At 70.8% G+C, this 23,101-nt stretch carries 20 protein-coding genes and 2 pseudogenes; 11 read left to right on the forward strand and 11 right to left on the reverse strand.

The genetic code is table 11. The features are described from left to right. Positions 1-41 precede the first annotated feature (41 nt). The 6 genes from PZB75_RS26370 (at position 42) to PZB75_RS26395 (ending at position 5,306) form a co-directional block, all read left to right on the forward strand. Positions 42-578 carry a flavin reductase family protein gene (locus PZB75_RS26370; RefSeq protein ID WP_275537782.1) on the forward strand — a complete coding sequence of 179 codons (537 nt, stop codon included), beginning with the start codon at positions 42-44 and terminating at the stop codon, positions 576-578. A gap of 20 nt (positions 579-598) precedes the next feature. Further along, positions 599-1,663: an ABC transporter substrate-binding protein gene (locus tag PZB75_RS26375; RefSeq protein WP_275537783.1), complete on the forward strand. Its 1,065-nt coding sequence runs from the start codon at positions 599-601 to the stop codon at positions 1,661-1,663. After that, the gene (locus PZB75_RS26380; RefSeq protein ID WP_275537784.1) at positions 1,660-2,553 is read left to right on the forward strand and encodes an ABC transporter permease; all 894 of its coding nucleotides are present in this window, start codon (positions 1,660-1,662) and stop codon (positions 2,551-2,553) included. Before PZB75_RS26375 ends, PZB75_RS26380 begins: the two co-directional genes overlap by 4 nt. Continuing rightward, positions 2,529-3,359, forward strand: coding sequence for an ABC transporter ATP-binding protein (locus PZB75_RS26385; RefSeq protein ID WP_275537785.1), 831 nt, complete (start codon positions 2,529-2,531; stop codon positions 3,357-3,359). Before PZB75_RS26380 ends, PZB75_RS26385 begins: the two co-directional genes overlap by 25 nt. Continuing rightward, complete coding sequence (locus PZB75_RS26390) at positions 3,343-4,731, forward strand: LLM class flavin-dependent oxidoreductase (protein ID WP_275537786.1); 1,389 nt, start codon at positions 3,343-3,345, stop codon at positions 4,729-4,731. Before PZB75_RS26385 ends, PZB75_RS26390 begins: the two co-directional genes overlap by 17 nt. Positions 4,732-4,796: 65 nt before the next feature. Continuing rightward, positions 4,797-5,306: a DinB family protein gene (locus tag PZB75_RS26395; protein ID WP_275537787.1), complete on the forward strand. Its 510-nt coding sequence runs from the start codon at positions 4,797-4,799 to the stop codon at positions 5,304-5,306. A 70-nt stretch (positions 5,307-5,376) separates the two neighbouring features. Here the strand turns inward: PZB75_RS26395 and PZB75_RS26400 are convergent, their stop codons facing one another. Both PZB75_RS26400 and PZB75_RS26405 read right to left on the reverse strand, forming a co-directional pair. Continuing rightward, positions 5,377-7,563 (reverse strand): tetratricopeptide repeat protein, encoded by a 2,187-nt coding sequence (locus PZB75_RS26400; RefSeq protein ID WP_275537788.1) that lies wholly within the window; start codon positions 7,561-7,563, stop codon positions 5,377-5,379. Between the two features lie 18 nt (positions 7,564-7,581). Next, positions 7,582-8,835, reverse strand: coding sequence for a hypothetical protein (locus PZB75_RS26405; protein WP_275537789.1), 1,254 nt, complete (start codon positions 8,833-8,835; stop codon positions 7,582-7,584). A gap of 1,145 nt (positions 8,836-9,980) precedes the next feature. On the opposite strand from PZB75_RS26405, the gene PZB75_RS26410 reads away from it, so the two are divergent. Next, the gene (locus PZB75_RS26410; RefSeq protein WP_275537790.1) at positions 9,981-10,802 is read left to right on the forward strand and encodes a helix-turn-helix transcriptional regulator; all 822 of its coding nucleotides are present in this window, start codon (positions 9,981-9,983) and stop codon (positions 10,800-10,802) included. Positions 10,803-11,045: 243 nt separating this feature from the next. Here PZB75_RS26410 and PZB75_RS26415 read toward each other — a convergent pair whose 3' ends face one another. Beyond that, on the reverse strand, positions 11,046-11,486 hold the full coding sequence (locus tag PZB75_RS26415; RefSeq protein ID WP_275537791.1) for a cold shock domain-containing protein: 441 nt from the start codon (positions 11,484-11,486) through the stop codon (positions 11,046-11,048). A 317-nt stretch (positions 11,487-11,803) separates the two neighbouring features. Here PZB75_RS26415 and PZB75_RS26420 point away from each other — a divergent pair, with 317 nt between their 5' ends. Next, positions 11,804-12,175 carry a hypothetical protein gene (locus PZB75_RS26420; RefSeq protein ID WP_275537792.1) on the forward strand — a complete coding sequence of 124 codons (372 nt, stop codon included), beginning with the start codon at positions 11,804-11,806 and terminating at the stop codon, positions 12,173-12,175. Positions 12,176-12,420: 245 nt separating this feature from the next. Here PZB75_RS26420 and PZB75_RS26425 read toward each other — a convergent pair whose 3' ends face one another. The 5 genes from PZB75_RS26425 to PZB75_RS26450 form a co-directional block, all read right to left on the reverse strand. Then, positions 12,421-13,071 (reverse strand): hypothetical protein, encoded by a 651-nt coding sequence (locus PZB75_RS26425; protein ID WP_275537793.1) that lies wholly within the window; start codon positions 13,069-13,071, stop codon positions 12,421-12,423. Positions 13,072-13,436: 365 nt separating this feature from the next. Beyond that, positions 13,437-14,000, reverse strand: coding sequence for a CGNR zinc finger domain-containing protein (locus tag PZB75_RS26430; RefSeq protein WP_275537794.1), 564 nt, complete (start codon positions 13,998-14,000; stop codon positions 13,437-13,439). A gap of 42 nt (positions 14,001-14,042) precedes the next feature. Next, positions 14,043-15,740, reverse strand: coding sequence for an ABC-F family ATP-binding cassette domain-containing protein (locus tag PZB75_RS26435; protein WP_275537795.1), 1,698 nt, complete (start codon positions 15,738-15,740; stop codon positions 14,043-14,045). Between the two features lie 79 nt (positions 15,741-15,819). Beyond that, entirely contained in the window at positions 15,820-17,454 is a 1,635-nt protein-coding gene (gene abc-f, locus PZB75_RS26440; protein WP_275537796.1) for a ribosomal protection-like ABC-F family protein, read from the reverse strand. Positions 17,455-18,077: 623 nt separating this feature from the next. After that, positions 18,078-19,139, reverse strand: coding sequence for an alpha/beta hydrolase (locus PZB75_RS26450; RefSeq protein ID WP_275537797.1), 1,062 nt, complete (start codon positions 19,137-19,139; stop codon positions 18,078-18,080). Positions 19,140-19,637: 498 nt separating this feature from the next. Between PZB75_RS26450 and PZB75_RS26455 the strand changes: the two genes are divergently transcribed. Together PZB75_RS26455 and PZB75_RS26460 are read left to right on the forward strand one after the other, a co-directional pair. Next, on the forward strand, positions 19,638-20,108 hold the full coding sequence (locus PZB75_RS26455) for a cupin domain-containing protein (protein ID WP_275537798.1): 471 nt from the start codon (positions 19,638-19,640) through the stop codon (positions 20,106-20,108). A 105-nt stretch (positions 20,109-20,213) separates the two neighbouring features. Continuing rightward, the gene (locus PZB75_RS26460) at positions 20,214-21,008 is read left to right on the forward strand and encodes a VanZ family protein (RefSeq protein ID WP_275537799.1); all 795 of its coding nucleotides are present in this window, start codon (positions 20,214-20,216) and stop codon (positions 21,006-21,008) included. Positions 21,009-21,101: 93 nt separating this feature from the next. On the opposite strand, the gene PZB75_RS32095 is transcribed toward PZB75_RS26460, so the two are convergent. Next, positions 21,102-21,686 (reverse strand): CorA family divalent cation transporter, encoded by a 585-nt coding sequence (locus PZB75_RS32095; protein ID WP_343286260.1) that lies wholly within the window; start codon positions 21,684-21,686, stop codon positions 21,102-21,104. A 23-nt stretch (positions 21,687-21,709) separates the two neighbouring features. Here PZB75_RS32095 and PZB75_RS26470 point away from each other — a divergent pair. Beyond that, positions 21,710-22,249 (forward strand): annotated as a pseudogene (locus PZB75_RS26470) (cupin domain-containing protein). A 48-nt stretch (positions 22,250-22,297) separates the two neighbouring features. Here the strand turns inward: PZB75_RS26470 and PZB75_RS32100 are convergent. Then, positions 22,298-22,513: a hypothetical protein gene (locus tag PZB75_RS32100; RefSeq protein WP_343286261.1), complete on the reverse strand. Its 216-nt coding sequence runs from the start codon at positions 22,511-22,513 to the stop codon at positions 22,298-22,300. 38 nt (positions 22,514-22,551) lie between these two features. After that, a pseudogene (locus PZB75_RS32105) lies at positions 22,552-23,016 on the reverse strand (NAD(P)/FAD-dependent oxidoreductase); the annotation flags it as partial. Positions 23,017-23,101: the final 85 nt, after the last annotated feature.

Genomic DNA, 23,101 nt, shown 5'->3' on the forward strand with positions numbered 1-23,101 from the left:
GTTCCCCCGTTCCGGTTCCCCGTTCCGGATTCCCTTTCCGCATGCCCCTCTCGGGAGAGACGTTGACTGTCACCGTGCCCTCGTACGCCACCACGGCCGCCGCGACCGGCATCGCCCCTGACCACTTCAAACGGGCGTTCCGCCGCTATCCCGCGGGCGTGGTCGTCGTCACCGCCGACGCGGGCCACGGCCCGGTCGGATTCACCGCCACCTCGCTCAGCTCGCTGTCCCTGTCCCCGCCGCTGGTGTCCTTCGGCGTCGCCGAGACCTCCTCGTCCTGGCCGCACATCGAACGGGCCACCACCGCGGTCGTCAACTTCCTCGGCGCCGAACAGGAGGGACTGGCGAGGACGTTCGCCACCAGTGGCATCGACCGCTTCGCCGCGCCGACCGACTGGCGCCGGCTGCCCGGGGGCGAGCCGGTCCTCGGCGGTGTGACCGGCTGGCTGCGGCTCACGATCGAACAACTGGTCCCGGCCGGAGACCACCGCATCGTCGTGGCCCGGGTCGTCGACTCCTGGCTCGACGAGGGACGCGGCCCGCTTCTCTTCCACGACGGCGCCTACCGCTCCGTCTGACCCACGATCAGGAACCGGTCATGTCTCAGCAACTCGCGTACGCAATGGTCGGCCGCAGATCCTTTCTCGCCCTCGCGGGCGGGACGGTCCTGGGCCTCGCCGCCTGCTCTCCACAGACCGGTACGGTCGCCCGGAGCGAAACGGTCGGAAAGCTCCCCTCGGGTGCTCCACCGCCCGATACGAAACTCTCCGTCGCGGTCCGCACCACCCGGCTCCAGCTGAAACCATCGGGGCTCGACAAGGAGGTGCCCTTCAAGGTCTCCGAGTGGCCCAATCTGAATGCCGGACCCGACATCATCCAGGGATTTCGTGCCCGGTCCATCGATCTGGCGGCCAATGCCGGAATTCCGCCGATACAGGCCAACGCCATCGGCGTCGACGCGAAGATCGTCGCCGTACAGGTGCGCAACGAGCCGATCTACGTCTTCGCCACCGCGCCCGGTTCGTCCCTCACCGACGTGGCGGACTTCCGGGGCAAGAAGATCGCCTTCTCCCAGGGACAGGCCCAGGGCGTGGTCGTCCTGCGCGCGCTGAAGAAGGCCGGGCTGAGCAACGACGACGTCGAACTGGTCGCCCTGCCCAGCACCCAGTTCCTCACCGCCCTCCAGTCCGGACAGGTGGACGTCGCCCCGCTGGCCGAGCCCACGCTGACCAAGTACCTCGATCAGTACGGGAAGGACGGCGCCCGCGCGGTGACCACCGACGTCGTGGACCTGCTGGTCGTGCTCTGGGCGCCCACCGACGTGCTGAACGACCCGGCGAAGGCCGCGGCCGTCCGCAGCTTCATCCCGGTCTGGGCGCGCGGCCAGGTATGGGCGTGGGAGCACACCGACCAGTGGATCGACACCTACTACGTCAAGGACCAGGGGGTCACCGAGGAGGACGGCGCACGCATCGTCGCCTCACTGCGCGCGCCGACGTTCCCGGTGAGCTGGGACAAGGCCATCGCGTGGGAGCAGGAGACCGCCGATCTGATGGCGGAGGGCGGCTTCGTACCGGAACAGGACGTCACCGGACTGTTCGACCGTCGCTTCGAGGGGCTGGCCGCGACCGCGGTACCCGCCCGCTACCGGGAGACGTCATGACCGAAGTGCTGGAGAACACACGCCTCCAGGGCCCGGCGGCCACCGGACCGGAGCCGTCCGGCCCGGCCACTGCCCGCCGTTCCCCGACGGCCCGCACCGCCGTCCGCAGCACCCGCAGACGCCTGGGCCCCGGCCGGGCCCTGCCGTTCGGCCGGCTGATCGGCCCGGTGCTGGTGGTCGCCGTCTGGTGGGCGGCCTCCGCCTCCGGCCACCTCGACCCGCGCATCCTCTCCGGCCCCGGCGCCGTGGCGGCGACCGCCGGGGACCTGATCGCCGCCGGCCGGCTCCAGGACCATGTGCTGATCTCCCTGCAACGCGCCGGACTCGGCCTGTTCTTCGGAGTCGTCGCCGGGGCGGCGCTCGCCGTCCTGGCCGGACTCAGCCGCACCGGGGAATACCTCGTCGACGGCCCGCTCCAGATCAAACGCGCCATCCCCGCACTGGCGATGCTCCCCCTGCTGATCCTCTGGCTCGGCATCGGTGAGCAGATGAAGGTCACCGTGATCGCGCTCGGCGTCGCGGTGAGCATGTACGTCAACACCTACGCCGCGCTGACCGCCATCGACAGCCGGTACGTGGAGCTGGCCGAAGGACTCGACCTGAGCCGGGCGCAGTTCGTCCGCAAGGTCGTCGTACCCGGCTCCCTGCCCGGCTTCTTCGTCGGACTGCGGCTCGGAGTGACCGCGTCCTGGCTGGGCCTGATCGTGGTCGAGCAGATCAACGCCACCAGCGGCATCGGCTACATGATGTTCCAGGCCCAGCAGTACGCCCAGTCCGACGTGATCATCGTGGGACTGGTGGCCTACGGGACCTTCGGATACGTCTCCGACGCGGCGGTACGGACGATCGAACGGAAGGTCCTGTCATGGCGACGCACACTGGCGGGCTGACCCGCCCGGGCCCCCGCCCCACACCCGCGAAGAACCACCCGGCACCCCCCACCGACGGCTCCGCGCCCGCCGTCCGGACGACCGGACTGGTCCGGGGATTCGGCGGCAGGACCATCCTCCGCGAACTCGATCTCACCATCCCCAAGGGGCAGTTCACCGCCCTGCTCGGCCGCAGCGGCTCCGGCAAGTCCACCCTGCTGAGGGCCGTGGCCCGCCTCGACCACACGGTCGAAGGTTCGGGTGAACTCGTCGTCCCCGACCGGGTGTCGCTCTCCTTCCAGGACTCGCGGCTGCTTCCCTGGCTGCGCCTGGTCGACAACGTCGTCCTGGGACTGCGCGGCCCCGGGACCAGGGAACGCGGTCTCACCGCACTCGCCGAGGTCGGCCTCGCGGGGCGCGAACGCGCCTGGCCCCATGAACTCTCCGGTGGCGAACAGCAGCGCGCCGCACTCGCCCGCGCCCTGGTGCGTGACCCCGAACTCCTGCTCGCCGACGAGCCGTTCGGGGCACTCGACGCGCTCACCCGGATCAAGATGCACGGACTGCTGCGCGAGCTGTACGAGCGGCACAGGCCCGCCGTCCTGCTGGTCACCCACGACGTGGACGAAGCCGTCGAACTCGCCGACCGGGTCCTCGTGCTGGAGGACGGCCGGATCTCCGTGGACCTGGCCGTCGAGCTGCCGACCCCGCGCGTCCGGCGCGACCCCCGCTTCCAGGAGTACCGCGACACGCTGCTCGCCGCGCTCGGCGTGACACCACCCCCCGTCCCTTCCGATGAGAGGAAGACCCATGCCCGGCACGTCTGACCGCAAGCCCCTGCACCTCAACGCGTTCCTGATGTCCACCGGCCACCACGAGGCGTCCTGGCGGCTGCCTGGGAGCCAGGCCAGGGCCAACGCGGACATCGAGCACTACAAGCACCTGGCCAGGGTCGCCGAACGCGGCCGGCTCGACTCGGTGTTCCTGGCGGACAGCCCGGTCCTGATGGGCGACCCGGGCCGGCGCCCCGCCGCCACGCTGGAGCCCACCGTCCTGCTGACGGCGCTGGCCGGCGCCACCCGGCACATCGGTCTCATCGCGACCGCGTCCACCAGCTACAACGAGCCGTTCAACCTGGCCCGCCGGTTCGCCTCGCTCGACCATGTCTCCGGCGGCCGGGCCGGCTGGAACATCGTCACCACGGCCGGCGCCGACGCGGCCCGCAACTTCGGGCTCGACGACACGCCACCGCATCACGACCGCTACCGCAGGGCCGCCGAGTTCGTCGAGGTCTCCACCAAACTCTGGGACAGCTGGGCCGACGACGCGGTGGTCGCCGACAAGGAACGCGGCGTCCACGCCCTCGCCGCACGCGTGCGGCGCATCGGCCACACCGGTGAGTTCTTCCGGGTCGACGGCCCGCTCAACGTACAACGCCCGCCACAGGGCTACCCGTTGCTGGTGCAGGCCGGGTCCAGCGAGGACGGCAAGGACTTCGCGGCCCGCTACGCGGAGGCGGTGTTCACCGCGCAGCAGACACTGGAGGAGGGCGTCGCCTTCTACAAGGACGTCAAACAGCGCGCCCGGCTCATCGGCCGTGACCCGGACGGACTCAAGATCCTCCCCGGCATCGTGCCCGTCATCGGCGACACCGAGGCGCAGGCCCTGGAGCTGGACGCCGAACTGGACCGGCTGATCGTGCCCGAGTACGCCAAGGTCCAGCTGGCGCGGAGTCTGGGACTCGCACCCGAGGAACTGGACCTCGACGCCGAACTCCCCGACGACATCCCCACCGAGGACGAGATCGAGGGCGCCAAGAGTCGCTACACCCTCATCGTGGAACTGGCCCGGCGCGAGCACCTGACGGTACGTCAGCTCATCGGGCGACTCGGAGGCGGCCGGGGGCACCGCACCTTCGCCGGTACGGCCGAGCAGGTCGCCGACACCATCGGGCACTGGTACGACAGCGGCGCGGCCGACGGCTTCAACATCATGCCCGCCGTGCTCCCCTCCGGCCTTGAGGTCTTCGTCGACCGGGTGGTCCCGATCCTCCAGGAACGCGGCCTGTTCCGTACCGAGTACACCGGCAGCACCCTCCGCGAGCACTACGGACTGCCCCGCCCCGCCAACCGCCTCTTCGACACCGTCGACCGCCGCGAGGAGTACGTCGGGGTCGGGCTCGCCGCCGAGGCGGGGTGAGGAGGCGGCTCCCGGACGACGTGTCGGTCGCCCCGGCCGGGCGGTGGACCGGTCATGGTGGTGGTATGAACACCGCAACGATTTTGGCGGATGCGTTCGAGCGCATCAAGGAAACGGTGCACGGCGCGGTCGAGGGCCTCTCCCCGGACGACCTCAACGCCCGGATCGACGAGGGGGCGAACTCGATCGCCTGGCTCGTCTGGCACCTCACCCGGGTCCAGGACGATCACCTCGCGGACGCGGCGGGGACCGAACAGGTCTGGTTCGACGAGGACTGGGCCGCCCGCTTCGAGCTGCCCTTCGAGGAGGGCGCGACCGGCTACGGTCAGAGCAGCGAGGAGGTCGGGGCCGTACGGGTGGAATCGGCGGAGCTGCTGCTCGGCTACCACGACGCCGTGCACGAGCGGAGCGTCGGCTTCGTCCGAGGACTCGACGACAAGGCGCTGGACCGCGTCGTGGACGAGAACTGGTCGCCCCCGGTGACGCTCGGGGTGCGCCTGATCAGCGTGATCTCGGACGACCTCCAGCACGCGGGCCAGGCGGCCTTCGTCCGGGGCTCGCTGAAGCGTCGCTGAACCGTACGGACGCGGAGCCGCCGGCCCGGTCGGGAACGGGCCGGCGGCTCGCCGGGCGGGCGCGCACCGGTCAGGACACGGTGACCCGGGCCCTGCAGTCGTCACGGGCGAGCAGCACGTCCGGGTCGTCCGGCGCGAGCCCGGCCGCGATGTCGAGTTCGGCCAGTGCCTCCTGCCAGCGCCCCGCGTCCTGGAGCAGATACGCGTGGTTGAACCGCACGGCGGGATCGTCCGGGGCCAGGGCCACCGCGCGTTCCAGGTCGGCCAGCGCGATCGCCGCGTGGCCGGTGGCATGGGCGACGGTGGCCCGGCCGCACAGCGCCGCGACGAGATCGGGATCGGCGGCCAGCGCCCGGTCGAACGCCGCCCGCGCCGCCTCGTGCTCCTCACGTTCACCGTGCACCTGGCCGAGCACCGCCAGGAGATGGGGATTGTCCGGCGACTCCACCAGGCCCGCGAGCGCGTCGCGCTCGGCCGCCGCCAGGTCGCCCGCCGCCAGATGGATGCCGGACCGGTTCACATAGGCGTCCGTGAAGTCGGGGTCGAGTTCCAGGACCAGGGTGAAATCCTCCAACGCGCCCTCGGTGTCGCCGAGTTCGTTCCGCAGGTCACCCCGGTTGTAGTACGCCTCGGGGAACGGCGGACCGAGACGCAGCGCCGTCCGGTACTCGTCCAGGGCCTCCTGCCAACGTCCGGCCCGGCGCAGCAGGTTGGCGAGGTCGAAGTGGTACTCGGGGTAGTACGGGTCGACCTCGACGACCGCGCGCAGATCGGTCAGCGCCTCGTCCAGCCGGCCGAGCGCGGTCAGCACCTGTGCCCGGTTGTGGCGCAGCACGGACCGGTGCAGATGGTGCTCGTCCGCGCCGAGTTCGCGGTCGAGGGTGGCTATGCCCGAGGTGACGAGGTCGAGCGCCGCCAGCGGTCGTTTGCGGTGTGCCTCGATGAGGGCCAGACCGTTGCTGTGGAAGACCGTGTTGAAGGCGCGGTCCTTCGGATCGGGCAGCAGCGAGGCGATCGCGATGGCCTCGTTGATCCAGGCCATCGCGCGGACGTGGTCCCGGCGTCCGGCCTCGCGGTGACGGGTGTAGAGCATGGCGGTCGCGTAGGCGCACTCGATGTGGATGGCCGCGTCGCGGGTGCGGGCCCGTGCCTCGTCGCAGATCGCCTCGGCCTCCTCGGCCCGGCCCATCGCGGACAGACAGGTGGGGAGCTTCCTGGTGAGCTTCCACCACAGGCCGAAGTCCCGCTCCCGGTCGACCAGGGCGCGGCCCCGGTCGCAGAAGTCGATGGCGGCGTCGTAGAACCCGTGACGCATGCAGTCGTCCATGGCGTCGAGCAGCGCGGCCGTACCCGCGCCGAGCGGGTCCGCGCCGTGCATCAGGTGGTACGGGATCGCCCCGAAGGCCCATGAGCGCTGGCCGTCGGCCCGCAGTTCGGCGGCCCGCAGGTCGTGCAGTTCCCGCCGCGCCGACAGCGGTGCGCGCAGATACGCGGCCAGCAGCTCGTCGTCGGTTCCGTCCCCGTTGACGTACCGTTCGGCCGCCGCCGCCGCCGCCTCGTCCGGCCCGTCCCCGGACATCTCCGCACCGCCGGCTGCGCCCTGCGACGACCGGGGGGCGTCCACGCGACGGCAGTGCCGTTCCAGCACCGAGGGCGACAGTTCCTCGTTCCCCTTGGTGCCCGGCTCCAGCCGCTCGTCGGGGACCGGCGGAACGAGCAGCGCCTCCGTACCGCCCACCACCAGGGTCAACAGTCGGGCGGGCATCCGCCGCAGCAGCACCGCCACGAACTCCCGGTCGGTCGGATCGGCCTGGTCCAATGCGTCCACGAACACGGAACGGGACCCCGTCCCGTCGGCGGACAGCACCGCGAGCAGGAAGTCGGTGAGCCCGTGCGCGATCCGCCGTGTGCGCAGACGGGAGTAGTAGCGGGTGCGCTCGGCGGGTGAGGCGAGGGAGGTGAGCGTTTCCAGGGAGGCCGGTACGAGATCACGCAACTCCGGTGCCACGCTTAGGATTTCGACCTCATGGGTACTCACCAGGTCCGGCCGCTCGGCGAAGACACCGGGCACCACGGCGCGCATCAGTGTCCCGGCCGCCGTGTACGGGCCGCGCAGCCGCCGGTGGGCGGACACCGCCGGCAGCAGGGGCGGCGGCAGGACCAGCTCCCGGCAGCGCGCCGCCCGGTCGCGGCGATGTGCTCCGACGAGGAGGATGTGCCGGTCGGCACCCGTCGACGTGGCTCCTTCAGCGGACAAGACGCGCTCCAGGTGTGGTCAGGAGGGAGGGAAGGCGACGTCATCGGCGGCGGCCCTCGCCGCTCGCCTGTCGCGTACGTACAGCGCGCACGCGATCCCGATCTCGCCGATGCTCAGCAGCAGGAACACGCCGCTGTCGACCAGTTCGGCGGCCCCCGCCGACCGGCCGTCGAACAGCCGCCCGAGCACGGTGCCGAACAGCCGGTACGCCGCCGGGATCATGGCGAACGCCAGAGTGGCCAGCGAGAACGCGTAGCCGGCGGCCATCAGCACCGAGTACCAGCGGGCCGCGTCCCGGTCACGCGGGTGCCAGCCCCGCGGATCGTGCGCGGCCGGCCGGCCGCGCAGCGCGTTCCACCGGTTGCGGTTGAGCTGCTTGGCGGTGGTCTGCAGGTCCACACAGCCAAGGACCGTGACCACCAGGTAGTACACATCGGTCTGGAGGAAGAACCAGCACTGCCACAGCAGCCGCAGCATGGTGAGGTACGCCAGCGCCAACGCGATCGTGGCCACGGCGGGGAACGTGCCGTCGGGCCGTCGCAGCACGGCGGCGACCAGGGTGAGCGCGGCCAGCACGCCCGCGTCGGTGAGCATGCCCGCGAGGATCGGCAGATAGCGCTTGCGCCTGGGGACGGCGACCAGCCCGTCCATGGTCGTCTGGAACACCAGGTAGTACAGCCGGCGTCCCACGGACAGCCGTGACGGCAGCCCCAGTCTGCGTCCGGCCAGTGCGTGAGCGGCCTCGTGCAGCAGGATCAGCGGCGTCTGCGCCAGATACAGCGTCACGATGACCAGGGACATGTAGTGCGTGAAGAACAGGTGGTGGTACGTGGGAAGCAGAACCGGGGCCCTCACGGTGACCCCCAGCCACGCCACGATCAGCGCCGCGAACAACACCCCGGACACCGGCGAGAAGACCGCGCGGCCCAGGCGCGCCCAGCGCACCCGCACGGGTGCCGAGGCCGCCTGATCGGCGTCGCGGGTGAATCCGAGTTCGGTCAGATCGGCGACGAAGTCGTCGATGTCCACCGGTTCGCCGTACTGGACGAGATACCACTCGGCGGCCCGCGCCCTGCTCTCACCGTCGACCAGCCGCCGCAGCAGCGCCGCGCCGTCCGACGGCAGTACGACGAACGTGCCGGCGTCCATGCGGCCCACCGTCACCTCGTCGCCCTCGGGCTGGAAGACCAGCGGATGGAAGGCGACGCGCTCCGGGGCCGCCCCCGACGCCTCGGTGTTCCGCGGCGCCTGTGGTGCCGGAGTTCTTGACATAGGTCCTCCACAGGACGGCCTCGTCGCTGGACGGGTACCCGGGTGTGCGGCAGAGCCGTGGGCGGTGCGTACGACGGACACCCGCCGCACCACCCACGGCATGTGGCGTCGGACCGACGGCGCCGGTCCCGACAGAGGGTCTCGCCCCGTCGCGTCACCCGGTGCGCACGCTCGCGGCGTCGACCGGAGGCCCGGTGGCTTCTCCTCCGAAACCCTGAGGGCCAGGGGCCCTTCGAGGACTTCGGTCCGCTTCGCGAACGCACGCGGGAACAGTGGTCAGGGACGAACGCCGCCGGTCATGGGGCTAGTTGGCGGCGCAACCACAGCCGTACAGCGAGGCGCCCGAGCCGGTGAGCTTGACGGCGCCGGCCTTGCGGATGGTGATCTTCTTCATGGTGTCGACCTTTCGCTGGGAGTGCGTACATGACCGGTACAACGCCCGGCGCGCGGCCGGCATCGTTCGCGGGCCGGACGGGCGGTGTTCCGGCGAACAGCAACAGGTGTAGCAGGAGGAGGCCGGTCTCCAGGGGGCACAGAACACATGCAGAACGTACGCAGAACATTCTCAGAACGCCTCCGCCCGCCCGCCTCGGACAGCGGACCGGGCCCGCCGGGCGTCCGCCCGAAGGCACCGGTGCCGGGGCGGGGGAGCCGGAGCGAAACGGCCTCAAGCCACGCGCCCGTACGGTCCTCACACCAGACCGATACCGGCCATTCACCAAAGGACATGCGACGTGGGCGGGGCGATGTCCGCCCATTGACGGGCACTTCGGCAGGCGGCATCCTGAGTGCGCTTCAGCCGCGCGTGGCCTCGTGGCGCGACTCCGGGCCGGGACGGCTTCATCCGGCCACGAGGCGCGCTGCTTCCCCTGGTGGCCGCTCTCCGCCCGGTTCGACGCGGGTGCGGCGGGTGTTGGACAGATGAGACGACGGAGGCAGCCGGTTCGAAGCATGCTGCGCATGAGGTCCGTCCCGTGTGCCGGTCACCGTGGGTGCCGCCGTGCGACGGGGCCTTCCCGTACGGCTCGGTCCGGCCGGTGATGGGACAGCTGCCGAGGATCGTCCGCGAACGTCGATGCCCGAACGAGGACGCTTCACCATTTCCCGGAGAACGCACACCGACACGCAGGGAAAGGCCGATTCCGATGAGCGAGCGAGACCTGGTGGGACCCGCGTCGGACGGAACCGCCGACACACCGCGATGTACCGGCACCGGACGCGGTGGGCACCGGCCGCCGCGGGAAACGGTCGCGCAGCGGTCGCAAAGACCCCTGCCCGACGCGCGGCCCGCCCCACAGCCGCCGGACGCGCTTCCGGCCGAAATCCGGCTGGGGCTTGCCCTGCGCAGGTTGCGGCTGGAAGAAGGCTTGTCGTTACGGGCGCTCGCGCGTCGGCTGGGTTACAGCGCGCACAGCGCGATCGCCGATTTCGAGGGCGGACGCAGGCTTCCGTCGGAAGCGCTGGTCCGGTCCTGCGAGTCGGTCTTCGCCGTGCCCCCGGGCACCCTGCTGGCACTGCGCCGTGAAGCGCTCGCCGACCGGGCGGGCCAGCTGGCCGGTGGCGGGCCGGTACCGGCCGCCCGCCCCGTCGAGAACCCCGCGACCACGGAACCGACCGGTACCGGGTCACAGGACGGACCGGCGCACCCGGAAGCCGTCGGCCACGGGACCGCGGGCGCCACGGCGCTCCCGTCGGCCGTCGCGGAACTCACAGCCGTCCTGCGGCGACGCACCCATCAGTGGTGGACCGGCGCCGCCCCGGCCCCGGTGGTCCGAACCGACGTGGAACGCAAGGGCGTTGAGCTGATACGGGCCATGGCCTCTTCGCTCGCCGTGGTGGGCGCGAGCCTGCTGCTGTCGGCCATGGCGCCGGACGCCCCCGTGCGGGACGGATACGTCCGCGCGGCCGACGCCCCGCACGATCTGGAGGACAACACGCCCCCGGAGGTCGGCCAGGCCCTGGCCTGACCCGGGGGACCGGGCTCCGGCGTACCGGCGGAGGTGACGGCCGATGGGTACGTGGTGGCACAACACGCGCGGTCGTGCCCCTGCCCCCGGTGCTCGTCCGGCCGTACCCCGGTCTCGACGGTCCTCGCGGCGCCGGCCCGGCAGGCCGGTGCCGCCACCGGGCACGCCGCCGGTCACCGGCGGCCGCGCGACCGGAGCCGCACAGCCGTCCGCGAGCGGGTCCGTGGCCTCGTCAGCCCCCGGTCAGTTCTCCGTCCAACCGTGGCTCTTCCCGAACCTCGCCAGCCCACCGCGGATCTGCAGGATCTGCTCACCAGTGAGCGAGGGCGCGGCCTTGAGCAGGATCTCGGTCACCTCGCTGAGGTACTCGTCGGCTCCGAGCACGTCGCACAGCGAGTCGTCACCGTCCGTCTGCCGGGGCACGGAGGGCACCGCGACGGCCGGAGCGACGGGCGGCGGTGTCAGCGGTGTACCGTCCGGTCCCTCCGCGAGGCGGACGGACGACGCCTTGAGCCCCCGGCCCCCCTCTTCGACCTCGAACTCGACCGCCGTGCCGGAACGCACGTAGGACTCGGGGATCAGCATCTCGTTCACATGCAGGAAGACATCCTCTCCACCGTGATCGGGAGCGATGAACCCGTACCCCCGGGCTCCGTCGAACCGGACCACACGACCAGAAGCCATGCCGACCTCCAAACAATTCGGGCCCCGCGCCGTCACCGGTCCGAAAAGGATCGCGGCCCGGTGGCGGGCAGAGCGAGTGATCAAATGAGCATACGCAAGACAGTGCTGCATCGGCCGCGTTTTGGGAAGTACGGGTGACCGCGGACCGGGAGCCCGGCGGGGCTCGCGCTTCCACCGAACGGCCACCGTTCGTGGCCGGATTCTTCCTTATGTATTCGTTGAAAGTGCAAGGAAAGTGTCCTCTGTGGCGCGCGCACCGCACCGCCGCTTCCGCACCGTTACCGGTGTCACCGGTACGCATCCGAGATGAGGCACACATGGCGAACCGACACAAGAAGTGGGCGACGATCGTGGCTACGACGGCCGCGGGAGGTCTGCTCGTCCTGGGGACGGGCGCGCCGAGCAGCGCGGCGGTGCGTCCCGGAGTGACGTTCTACACAGGTCTCCACGGGACGGGCACCGCCGTCGCGGCCGACCTCGCCCAGGTGGGGGTGTGCCAGGAGCTGTCCCCTTCGGCCCGGTCCTACTTCGCGGCGACGGACCGCAACGTCGAGGTCTTCTTCAACGCGGACTGCCGGGCCGGCGCACCGGGTGAAAGCAGCGACCTCGTCTATGTGACGGGGACGTTGAACTCGGGCGACTTTCCCTGGACCGCCGTGAGCTACCGGGTACGGGCCGACGCCCGGTAGGCGGGTCCCGGCCCTGGCGGGAGTGCGGCTCCGCCCGGCGTGCGTGCGGCGCGGGCGCACGCCCCGTACGGGTGCGCACATGTGCGGCGCCGCTGTGGGATCAGTACACCTTCAGCCGCGCGGCGGCACACCTTCGGGTGCGACCGGACGGCCCGACCGGCCTCTGCCGTACGGGAGTTCATCTCGCCCGAGCGGGTGAGGCCGGTCCGGTCGGGGGTGCGTCCGCCCATGCCGAGGGCCGGGTGTCAGTCGCTGTCCTCCGGTGTGCCGGGCTCCGGTGTGCCGGGCTCTGGTGTGCCGGGCGCCGGGGCCGGCGTCGGAGCGTCCGGCTCGACGACCGAGTACATCACCGACCTCTGCTGCTTGTGCCGCTGGATGTTGCCCTTGGCTACGAGTGCTTCCAGCGTGTTGCGTACGACCTGCGGTGTCGGGCGCCGGTCAGGATGCTTCTCCAGCAGTTCCTCGCGCAGTTCCTTCGCGAGCCGCGGTTCGTTGTGCTCCGCGAGCAGGTCCATGAAGATGTGTCCCAGCAGGGGATGGCTCGGCTTCCCCTGCGCACCGGTCTTCGCGCCTGTCTTCGTACCGGCCTTCGTGGTGCTCTTCTTGGAGCGCGGGCCGGAAACCTTGACACGGGCCTTGCGCCGGGGGGTTGCCCCACCGGGCGCGGCGGCGGACTCGTTCTGGGCCTGCCGCGGAATGTGCGCGGTGTCCGGGGAGCCCTCGAAACGTTCGGCGAGGATCAGGATGTCCGACAGGAGTGTCTCCTCCTGCCGCAACAACTCGATCTTCTCGGTCAGTTGCTGCTGCTGTCGGCGATTTTCCGCCAGATCCGACGCGGCTTGTTCGACGTACCGCGACCGGAGCGTGGTGGCGGTTGGTTGACTGGGCACGACCATGCACTCCCTGGTAGATGGATGACGTTGCGCATGCTACCCAGCCCGTTGGGCCGCGCCTGAGGGGAAGAAGCGCGGGGCGGCCGTGCTCGGCGCTGATGGCGCCCCTCCGGAGTGGGACTCGCCCTGTTCCGTGGGGCTCCGCGGAACAGCTGGTATGCCGTGGCCGGTGCGGTGATCAGGCAAGCGCCGCGCGCGCAAAGGGCCGACACCGTGTCACCCGCCGGGTGGCGAGGGCCGACCCATACGTGTTTCTCCCGGGAGTCACCTCGGCGGGCGGGGTGTCGGTCTTGTTCCCCGTCCCCTCGTCCTTGTGTTCGTCCGGCGAAGGAGTGGAAGGCCGCCGATGTGAGCGGGCCCGTGCCGCGTCAGTGTGCTGTCGCGGCGGGGGCACTCCTCTTACGGGCGCGGTAGGCCGCCGCCTTGATCTTGTTCCCGCAGGACTCCATGCCGCACCACTGCCGCCGCATGCCCCGCGAGCGGTCGATGTAGACGCGTGTGCACTCGGGGTTGCCGCACTCCTTGAGCAGCGGCATGTCCGGCCCGCTCAGGAGTTCGACGGCCTGCCGTGCCACAGCGGCCAGGGCCTCTTCCGGCGTCGCCGTCGTCCAGCGCCCGGACGGGGTGAGCTGCGGCGCCGCCGTCGGCCTGCGGGCCGCGTCGTTCAGCACCGCCAGCGCGTCGTCGCCGTACTCCTCGCCGAGACGCCGGGCCGTGACCAGCCGGTAGACGGCCTCCCGTACGGTCGTCGCGCGGTCGACATCCTCCTGCTGGGCGGGTGAGACGGCATCGACGACGCCGGACTCCAGGTACCACGCCTCCAGCCGGTCCGGCGTCGCGAACATCTCGAACCGCGCCGACCGGCGCGCCCGCAGCGTGGCCGCGAAGTCGAGGGCCGGGTTGCCGCACACGAAGACATGGTTCAGGTTCACGATCACCATCCTGGCAGGTGACCAATGCCTCCGCAAGATTCGTCACCTGTTGAAACCGTCACCGCTTCCCTGGTGTGGGTCGCGCGAAGGCCAGCCGTCCGGCGAGCCGCCACCGCGCTCACACTCGGCGGCGCCGAGCCGGATCTCGCGGCCCTGCCAGCGCCTTCGCAGCCAGCGGTCGTGGCTGGCGACGACGATCGCGCCGGGGCCGGTGCCCAGAGCGGCCTCCAGCTCGTCGCACAGTCGGGGGGACAGGTGGTTCGTGGGCTCGTCGAGCAGCAGCAGTTCCGGCGGCCGTGCCACCAGGAGTGCCAGCGCGAGCCTGCGGCGCTGGCCCACCGACAGGCGCCCGACCGGCAGGTCCTCGTCCGCCTCGTGCAGGAGGCCCAGCGAACCCAGCGGAACCTCCTCCGCCCGCGCGGCGCCGAGTGAGAGGGCATAGGTGTCACGTGCTGTGCGCTCCGGCCGGTCGAACACGGTGTCCTGGGCCAGTACCCCCACGGTCAGCCCCGGCCGCCGCCGTACCTCCCCCTCGGCCACGAGGTCCCCGGCGAGCACGGCCAGAAGTGTGGACTTTCCCGATCCGTTGTCGCCCGTGACCAGCAGGCGTTCGGTCGCCGACACGTCGAGGCGGTCGAGGAGGAGCCGGCCCGGCACGCGGACGCCGCGCAAGGAGACGAGGACGCCCTCCGCCGACTCCTCGGCCGGCGCACCGCCCCGGAACCGCAACGGCCGCGGCGGTTCACCGATCCGGTCGCGCTCCAGCTCTTCGAGCCGACGGGTGGCGTTGCGCACCCGTCGTGAGATCTGGTTCTGCACCCGGCCCGCGCGACGGCCGTAGCCCATCTTCTCGGTGTCGCGCGGTCCGCGGTCCGGGGCGACGAGCCGAGCGGTCACACCGGCCGAGCGGCGCAGCTCCTCCAACTCCTCCTGTTCCTCGGCGTACCGCCGCTCCCAGCGCTGCCGCTCGGCGCGTTTCCGCTCCAGACAGGAGCTGTAGCCGCCGCCGTACCGCACCGGCCCGCCCACGGCCGGATCGAGATCGATCAGATCCGTGCAGACGGCGTCGAGGAAGGCCCGGTCGTGGCTGGCCACCACGATCACTCCGGGCAGGCCGCGCACCTGTTCCTCCAGGAACACGGCGGCGGCGTCGTCGAGATGGTTGGTCGGCTCGTCCAGCAGCAGTGCCGAGGGACGCCGCACCAGGAGCGCCGCCAGTGCCAGACGGCCACGCTGCCCGCCGGAGAGGGAGCCGAGTGTCCGGTCGTGCCGGACCGGGCCGAGGCCGAGCCCTGCCAGCACGATCGTGGCGCGCCGGTCGGCGTCCCACACCTCCTGCTCCTGGGCCTCTTCGAGCCGTCGGCCGTACGAGTCGAGCAGTTCGGCGTAGCCGGGGGAGTCCTCCGGGGTGCGGGCCAGCCGCTCCGTGAGACGTTCGAGTTCCGCGAGGCAGGCGCGGGCCTCGCGCAGGGCGTCGTCCAGTACGTCGGTGATCGTCGACGTGGCGTCGTACGGCATCTCCTGGTGGAGGAAGCCGAGACCGGGCGGCCGTGTGACGCTGCCGGCGTCGGGTTCCTCCGTACCGGCGAGCAGGCGCAGCAGCGTCGACTTGCCGACGCCGTTCTCCCCGATCAGCCCGATGCGGTGGCCGGGGGACGCGGTGAGGGAGACGCCGTCGAACACCCGCCTGTTCCCGAGGGTGCGGACGACGTCATGTGCGATCAGGGCCGGCTGAGGCATGGTGGTGAGCCCAACTGATTGGTCCTCGGCCCGCCGGGTGACACACCTCGGACGCGGGCCCGGTCGACACGCCGGGGAGTCACACCTGGGGTGCCCTTGCCTCCGCCAGCGCACCGCCCGCCAGCCGTAGCCACCGGTCGACGCCGATCCGGGTGAGGAAGCGTTCGTCGTGGCTGACCACGACGAACGCCCCCTGGTAGGAGCCCAGCGCGCTCTCCAACTGGCCGGCACTGACGAGGTCGAGGTTGTTGGTCGGTTCGTCCAGAAGCAGCAACTGGGGGGCCGGCTCGGCGCACAGGACACACGCCAGGGTGGCCCGCAGGCGTTCGCCACCCGACAGCACCTCCACGGGGAGATGGGCACGGGCACCGCGGAAGAGGAAACGCGCGAGCAGGTTCATCCGCTCCGCCTCCGGCCTGTGCGGGGCGAACGCGGTGAAGTTCTCGGCCACCGTCCGGCCCGGGTCCAGCACGTCCAGCCGCTGCGAAAGATAGGCGATGCGTCCGTCGGCCCGCCTGATCCGGCCGCCGTCCAGCTCCAGATCGCCGTTGATCAGACGCAACAGCGTGGTCTTCCCCGACCCGTTGGGACCGGTCAACGCGATGCGTTCGGGCCCCCGGATCGTCAGATCTGCGCCGGCACCGGCGAACTGGGCCTGTGCGCCGTGACGGACCTGCATCCGCTCGCCCAGGAAGAGGGTGCGCCCGGCGGGGACGCCGGTGTCCGGCAGATCCAGGGTGATCCGCTGCTCCTCGCGCAGCGCCCGGCCGGCCTCGTCCAGGCGGGACCTGGCCTCGCCGACCCGGGAGGCGTGCATCTGCCCCGCCCGTCCGGCGGACTCCTGGGCGCCCCGCTTCATGTTCCCGGCGAAGATGCGCGGCAGGCCGGCGCTCTTGAGGTTGCGGGCCGCGTTGCTCGCGCGCCGCTCGGCCCGCTCACGGGCCTGCTGCATCTCCCGCTTCTCCCGCTTCAGCTCCTGTTCGGCGTTGCGGACGTTCTTCTCGGCGACCTCCCGTTCGGCCCGCACGGCCTCCTCGTACTCCGTGAAGTTGCCCCCGTAGAAGCGCAGTTCGCCGCGGTCGAGCTCGGCGATGCACTCCATGCGGTCGAGCAGCGCCCGGTCGTGGCTGACCAGCAGCAGACAGCCCTTCCAGTCCTCCAGGACCTCGTAGAGCTTGTGGCGTGCGTCGAGGTCGAGGTTGTTGGTCGGCTCGTCGAGCAGCAGTACATCGGGTCGCTTCAGCAACTGGGCCGCCAGGCCGAGCGAGACCACCTGGCCGCCACTGAGCGTGCCGAGACTCCGGTCGAGGTCGAGCCCGGTCAGGCCGAGCCGGTCCAGCTGGGCGCGGGTGCGTTCCTCGACGTCCCAGTCGTCACCGATGGTCGCGAAGTGCTCCTCGCTCACGTCCCCGGACTCGACGGCGTCCAGGGCCCGGATCACAGCGGCGACGCCGAGGACCTCGGCCACCGTCAGGTCCCCGGTCAGGGGGAGGCTCTGCGGGAGGTGGCCGAGCGTGCCGCCCACGGACAGCGAGCCTGCGCCGGGACGCAGCTCGCCCGCGATCAGTTTGAGCAGGGTGCTCTTGCCGGAGCCGTTGGGCGCGACCAGCCCCGTACGGCCGCCGCCCAGGACGAAGGACAGTTCGTGGAAGACAGGTGTGTCGTCGGGCCAGGAGAAGGACAGGTTCGAGCAGACGATGACGGCGTCGGACATGGGACGACCTCGTGGAGTATGAGGGCAGGGAAAAAACACCACTGCCCTAGGCAGGCATGACGGAAAAGGGGACGACCAAACGGCCACGACAGCAGTGCTTCCACGCACCTGCTGGTGGCCGATCACATCCGGGTATCACCCGGAGATGTCGTCGTCACCCGCCATGTCTCGCACTCCTCGATAGAGAATGAACCTCTCGTCGATCCTAGCAGGAGCCGCTGCCTCGGCGCCCGGTTCCGGCGGGTCTGGCAGTCCTCAGAGTCCCAGGTCGGCGGCCAGACAGGAGTAGGACGACCATGACCCTTGGGGTTGTACGCGTCCCTCACCGGATCACCCTTCGGCGAGGCCGGTCTCTCCTCGATCATTTCCTCGTAACGGACGCGCTCGGGCAGCTTGCCGAAGCGTGCGTGACGCACCGCCGCGGTGGCGTCCGTCGTGGCCCGGTCCTCCATGGTCGACCTCCGCTCGATCGGTGGCCGATCGCGCCTACCGCTGGATGACATCAAGGCTCACATTCCAGACGTCACCTGTCAAGGAGGTGATTTCTGGCGGGTGATGTCGCCGCGCGGTCGACCGGCCTTCCGCTCCCTGTTTCCTGTTGGCTGCGCTCCGCCTTCGGCGGATCAGAAGTGGTCCACGTCGACGACGGCTTGGGCGAAGGCCGTGGGCGCCTCCTGCGGCAGGTTGTGCCCGATGCCCCTCAGGGTGCGGTGCTCGTAAGGGCCCGTGAACCTGTCCCGGTACGACGAGCCGTCGCCGGGCGCGGTGAAGGGGTCGCGGTCCGCGTCGAGGGTGATGGTGGGGACCTCGATCACCGGCCGCGCGGCGAGTCGCCTCTCCAGGTGGTCGTAGTGGCGCTCCCCGTCGGCGAGGCCCAGCCGCCAGCGGTAGTTGTGGATCACGATGTCGGCGTGGTCGGGGTTCTCGAAGGCCCTGGCCGTGCGCTCGAAGGTGGCGTCGTCGAAGTTCCACGTCGGCGAGACGGTGTCCCAGACGAGTCGGGCCAGGTCGTGGCGCTTCACCGTGTCCTCCATGGCGAGACGGCCCCGCTCCGTGGCGAAGTAGTACTGGTACCACCAGGCGTGTTCGGCCTGTGGGGCCAACGGCTGGAGGTTGGCCTCCAGGTTCGTGACGAGGTACCCGCCGACCGACACGAGTGCCGTGCAGCGCTCCGGCCGGAGGGCCGCGATGATGTCGGCGGTACGCGAACCCCAGTCGAAGCCGGCGAGAACGGCGCGCTCGATCCTGAGGGTGTCCATCAGGGCGACGATGTCGAGGGCGACCGCCGACTGCTGGGCGTTGCGGAACGTCCGGGGGGACAGGAAGCGGGTCGTCCCGTGGCCGCGCAGGTAGGGGACGATCACGCGATAGCCCCGCGCCGCCAGCAGAGGGGCGACATCGACGAAGCTGTGGATGTCGTAGGGCCATCCGTGCAGACAGATGACGACGGGGCCGCGGGCGGGGCCCGCCTCGGCGTAGCCGATGTCGAGCAGTCCGGCCCTGACCCGCTTCAGGGAGGGGAACGAGGTGTGCGTGCCGGGACGGACCGTGGGCGCGACCGGTGTCCGCGTCCCGGTCCGCGGGGTGGCCGAGGCGGTCGGGATGCCCTGCAGTCCGGCCAATGACGTCGCGGCCGCACCTGTGCCCAGCCCCAGTGCCTTGCTGAAGGTACGCCTGTTGATCATGTGAAGCCCTCCGTGTGTGCCGGTGTCCAGGTGTGTCGCCATGTCCGTGCGTCCGTGTGTGCGTGCGTAGGTGTGCGTCGGCGTGACGGTGTGTCGGCCCGTGTGTCAGGAGAGCCGGGCCGGGGGTTCGTGTGCGCCGGGCCGAGAGGTGCGTGCGCGATGACTGTCGCACGGGGGTCGTCACCGGTCAAGCAGGTGACGTGTGTCGGCCGTGAGTTCCGATAGGGCGCGTTCAGCGGCCGGAGTCCGGCCGTGCGTTGCGCCGATGGGGGCGCGAGTCGGCGGGACGCGACGGGGCCGTTCGAGTGGGGCCGGGCCTTCTTCCGTGGTGACCTGCGGCGGAACGGCTATTTTGCCGACGAGGTAGGACGAGCGTTCCGGCTGGTCCCGCTGTTCTTGCTGTTCCCGCCGGAAGGCCACCGGCCGCGCCCCGCAGGGTGGTCCTCCGGTGCCCATGTCCCAGGTGTTCCCTGCCGACCGAACAAGGGATGGACGATGATGAACCGTCGCGCTCTGATGCGCTCCAGTGGCGCAGTCGCGGTCACTGTTCTCGGTGCGAGCGCCCTCAAGCCCTCGGCCGCCGAGGCCGCCGGTCATGCGTCCGGTGGTGCTCATGACCACCGAGGGCCGATCGATCCGACCGGCCCGACCGCCGGTGTCACCCGTACGGAACTTCAGCGGCATCCTTCGCCGACCAAGGGCTGGGAGACCGTCCAGACCCTCGTTCGCATCCCCCGCGGCAAGGAATCGGGGCGGCACAGTCATCCCGGGGTCGAGGTCGGATACATCGTGCGCGGTGACGTGCTGATGGAATTCGATGACGGACCCGCCCTGCGGCTGCGTACCGGAGACCCCTTCTTCATTCCGGCCGGTGCCATCCACAACGCCCTCAACGTGGGGACGGTGACCACGATGATGCTGTCCACCTACGTCGTCGACGAGACGAAGCCCCTGGTGACCACCTACTGACGGGCGATCACCCGTTGACGCCTCGCGTGAGAGGTCGCCTTCGCCTTTCGGGAAGCCCGGTCCCGGAACGGGTGTGGTGGAGGAAGCCCGGGGCATCTGTCCGGAATGACAGCCGAGGCGGATCGTGGTGAGCGGCGCCGGACCGGGCGCCGAGTCGTGTTACGTGTACTTGTCCTGCTGGTCGTCGTCACGGCTCTTGTGGCCTTCTCCCTCCTCCTGGCGAAAGTGACCCTGACGCCGTCCCCGGCGTCCGAGGATCTGGTCAGGTCCAATCTGCGGCCGGGGCGTTCGCTGCGGCAGTACGCCGAGGAGTACACCTTCCTCGCCGCGTGCAAACAGGCGGGCGGAAATCTGCTGCTGGGCGTCCCCTTCGGCCTGCTGCTGCCGATCCTCGTGCCGCGCAGGATGCGGATGGTCCGCATGGCTCTCCTGACCGCACTGGTCATGGTGCTGATCGAGCTGGTGCAGGGCGCGCTGGTGACGGGCCGGGCCTTCGACGTCGACGACGTGATCCTCAACACGGCCGGTGCGCTGCTGGGATATCTGCTGCTGGGCCGTCGGATCAGTCACCGCTACCACGTGATGGTGGACGGCGACGACGAGGCCCGTCGACGGCCTCGCGCCCGGACCGAACCGGTGGGCGGGAACGACCTTCCGCGGCCCGGCCGGCGCCGCTCGGAGCGGGACCCGTCCGGGGCCGCAGCACCCAGGACACCGCTGTCGAAGCCATTCATGTCCAAGTCGGCCCGTACCAGGGGCGGTTGGATCGACACCGTACGGTCCAGGTCCGTATCCGGCGCGAGGAGGGAGCGTCGGACGGGGACCGGACGCTCCCTTGCCGACCGGGTCCGTGACCGGTGGCGGGGCCCGAACGCCGGTACGCGCGGCAGGCGTTCCTGACCCGCTCTTCAGCCTCGGGCGGCGAAGCCCGCTGGCGTGACCGGCGCGGGGGTGGCCCGCGTCGGCGCCTCGGCGCTTTCCGGCGCCGTCCGCTCAGAGCCAGTCCCGCCGTTTGAAGACGAGGTACAGGCCGCCGCAGACCACCGCCATCAGCCCGATCGCGAACGGATAGCCGAGCCGCCGGTGCAGCTCCGGCATCAGGTCGAAGTTCATCCCGCAGATCGTGCCGACCAGCGTCGGGGCGAACAGGATGGCCGCCCACGCGGAGATCTTCTTGAAGTTGTCCACTTGGCGGCGCTGACCTGCAGCGATGTGGCCTTCATTGCCTCTTACCTGCGCGGATGAGTCTTTCAGAGCCTTTCGGGATCGTGCCAGGTTACGCAGTCGAGTCCACTGTCTGCCGGTGTCACTCATGCCGAGATCGCCCCGGGCCCGAGGCAGGGCGATATTCACGATCGACACGTTGAGGACGACCATCAGTGTCGCGACGGACGCCATGGTCAGTGTCATCCACCGGTGCGGATCCGACGCGGCAGGATCGGGTGCCGTGCGGGGGCGGCGGGTGAGGCTGGTCATTGGAGGCTCTCCTGGGCAGTGAGCGAAAAGATGGGGCAGCGGCAGGTGCCTTTGCGTCGCTCGGAGAGTGGGACACGGCATGCTGAAGTCGCAAACCCCCATGCCGCTTCAGCAAGATGTGCGGCATGAGCAACCTCGATCGTGTCCTGACCGCCATCGGACCGCGGCTGCGGGCACTGCGCCAGCAGCACGGCATCACACTGGCCGCCCTCTCGCAGACCACATGAATCTCCGAGAGCACGCTGTCCCGGCTGGAGAGCGGCAGCCGCAAGGCGCAAGGCGAACCTGGACTGCTGCTGCCCCTGGCTTACGCCTACCGGGTTCCCCTGGACGAGCTGGTGGGGGCGCCGGAGACCGGTGACCCGCGCGTACACCTGCGTCCCGTCACCCGCGGCGGCCTGACGTACGTGCCGCTCAGCCGTCGGCCCGGCGGGCTGCACGCGCACAAACTCGTCATCACCCCCTCCACCGGAGAACCCGAGCTGAACATCCACGAGGGTTACGAGTGGATCTACGTGCTGGACGGCTGACTGCGCCTGTTGCTCGGCGAGCGCTCCTTGACCCTGGCGCCAGGTGAGGTGGCGGAATTCGACACGCGTGTGCCGCACTGGCTGGGCACAGCCGACGATCAGTCGGTCGAACTCCTGGTCATCTTCGGCAAGTAAGGCGAACGGGCCCACCTCAAGGCGCGCCCTGCCTGAAGGCCCCCGTCGTCACTCCGCGTCCGGCAGCAGAGTGTCGAGGCCGTGCCGACGCTCGCCCAGAACGCGCTCGCACACCTGCGCCTCGCTCTCGGCGCTGAAGGCCGCTGCGGACGGGGCCACGCGGCGGCGGGCGACCGCTTCGTCCGCGTCAGCGTTGACGAGGTCGCCGTTGATCGCCGCTGCCGCCGTCACGCCGCCGGCCTGGGCCTGCGCGAGACCTGCCATCACATCGGCCGCGTTCCCCGCCGCCCAGAAGCGGCACTCGTGCCGAGCACGCCGATCGGCGTGTCACGCACCTCCCAGCCGTGGCAGTACGGGCAGTGCAGCACGTCCCTTCCCCACCGCTCACGCAGCCCAGGCACCTGAGGAAGTTCGTCCACCACGCCCGTGGTCACCAGCAGCCCGCCGGGACCGGAACGTCTTGCCACCTTCCGTGCTGACGACGAAGTCTCCGTCCACGCGCAGCGCGTTCGTGGCGCGGTCGGGGAGTATCTGTCCCCCGTACAGGGAGACTTCGACGCGCCCGGCGCGCATCAGCTCCAGGGGCGCGACCCGTCGCGTGACAGCAGGCCGTGGGCTGCGGCGGCGGGGGCGTTACGGGGCTCTCCCGCATCCAGCACGAGCACCGAACGCCGGGCACGCGACAGGGCCAGTGCCCCGGACAGGCCGGCCACACCCCCGCTGATCACGGGCACGTCGAAAACGCCAGAATCCAGTTTCTCGCTCATACGGCACACCGTGCGGAGAGCTGGGGGAATGCACTATTCCTCTTGCCGTTCCGGCAAGGCCGGACCCGTTTCTCGCGTTCGGTGC

It is taken from the genome of Streptomyces sp. AM 4-1-1 (genome assembly GCF_029167625.1).
In the GTDB taxonomy this organism is placed as follows: Bacteria; Actinomycetota; Actinomycetes; order Streptomycetales; family Streptomycetaceae; genus Streptomyces.

Coding starts and splice junctions, on each gene's coding strand:
- abc-f (WP_275537796.1), bottom strand. CDS start 17,454: ATGTCCGACGCCGTCATCGTCTGCTCGAACCTGTCCTTCTCCTGGCCC.
- PZB75_RS26375 (WP_275537783.1), top strand. CDS start 599: ATGTCTCAGCAACTCGCGTACGCAATGGTCGGCCGCAGATCCTTTCTC.
- PZB75_RS26405 (WP_275537789.1), bottom strand. CDS start 8,835: ATGTCAAGAACTCCGGCACCACAGGCGCCGCGGAACACCGAGGCGTCG.
- PZB75_RS26415 (WP_275537791.1), bottom strand. CDS start 11,486: ATGGCTTCTGGTCGTGTGGTCCGGTTCGACGGAGCCCGGGGGTACGGG.
- PZB75_RS32095 (WP_343286260.1), bottom strand. CDS start 21,686: ATGGGGGTTTGCGACTTCAGCATGCCGTGTCCCACTCTCCGAGCGACG.
- PZB75_RS26410 (WP_275537790.1), top strand. CDS start 9,981: ATGAGCGAGCGAGACCTGGTGGGACCCGCGTCGGACGGAACCGCCGAC.
- PZB75_RS26370 (WP_275537782.1), top strand. CDS start 42: ATGCCCCTCTCGGGAGAGACGTTGACTGTCACCGTGCCCTCGTACGCC.
- PZB75_RS26380 (WP_275537784.1), top strand. CDS start 1,660: ATGACCGAAGTGCTGGAGAACACACGCCTCCAGGGCCCGGCGGCCACC.
- PZB75_RS26420 (WP_275537792.1), top strand. CDS start 11,804: ATGGCGAACCGACACAAGAAGTGGGCGACGATCGTGGCTACGACGGCC.
- PZB75_RS26390 (WP_275537786.1), top strand. CDS start 3,343: ATGCCCGGCACGTCTGACCGCAAGCCCCTGCACCTCAACGCGTTCCTG.
- PZB75_RS26455 (WP_275537798.1), top strand. CDS start 19,638: ATGAACCGTCGCGCTCTGATGCGCTCCAGTGGCGCAGTCGCGGTCACT.
- PZB75_RS26425 (WP_275537793.1), bottom strand. CDS start 13,071: ATGGTCGTGCCCAGTCAACCAACCGCCACCACGCTCCGGTCGCGGTAC.
- PZB75_RS26385 (WP_275537785.1), top strand. CDS start 2,529: ATGGCGACGCACACTGGCGGGCTGACCCGCCCGGGCCCCCGCCCCACA.
- PZB75_RS26435 (WP_275537795.1), bottom strand. CDS start 15,740: ATGCCTCAGCCGGCCCTGATCGCACATGACGTCGTCCGCACCCTCGGG.
- PZB75_RS32100 (WP_343286261.1), bottom strand. CDS start 22,513: ATGGCAGGTCTCGCGCAGGCCCAGGCCGGCGGCGTGACGGCGGCAGCG.
- PZB75_RS26395 (WP_275537787.1), top strand. CDS start 4,797: ATGAACACCGCAACGATTTTGGCGGATGCGTTCGAGCGCATCAAGGAA.
- PZB75_RS26450 (WP_275537797.1), bottom strand. CDS start 19,139: ATGATCAACAGGCGTACCTTCAGCAAGGCACTGGGGCTGGGCACAGGT.
- PZB75_RS26460 (WP_275537799.1), top strand. CDS start 20,214: ATGACAGCCGAGGCGGATCGTGGTGAGCGGCGCCGGACCGGGCGCCGA.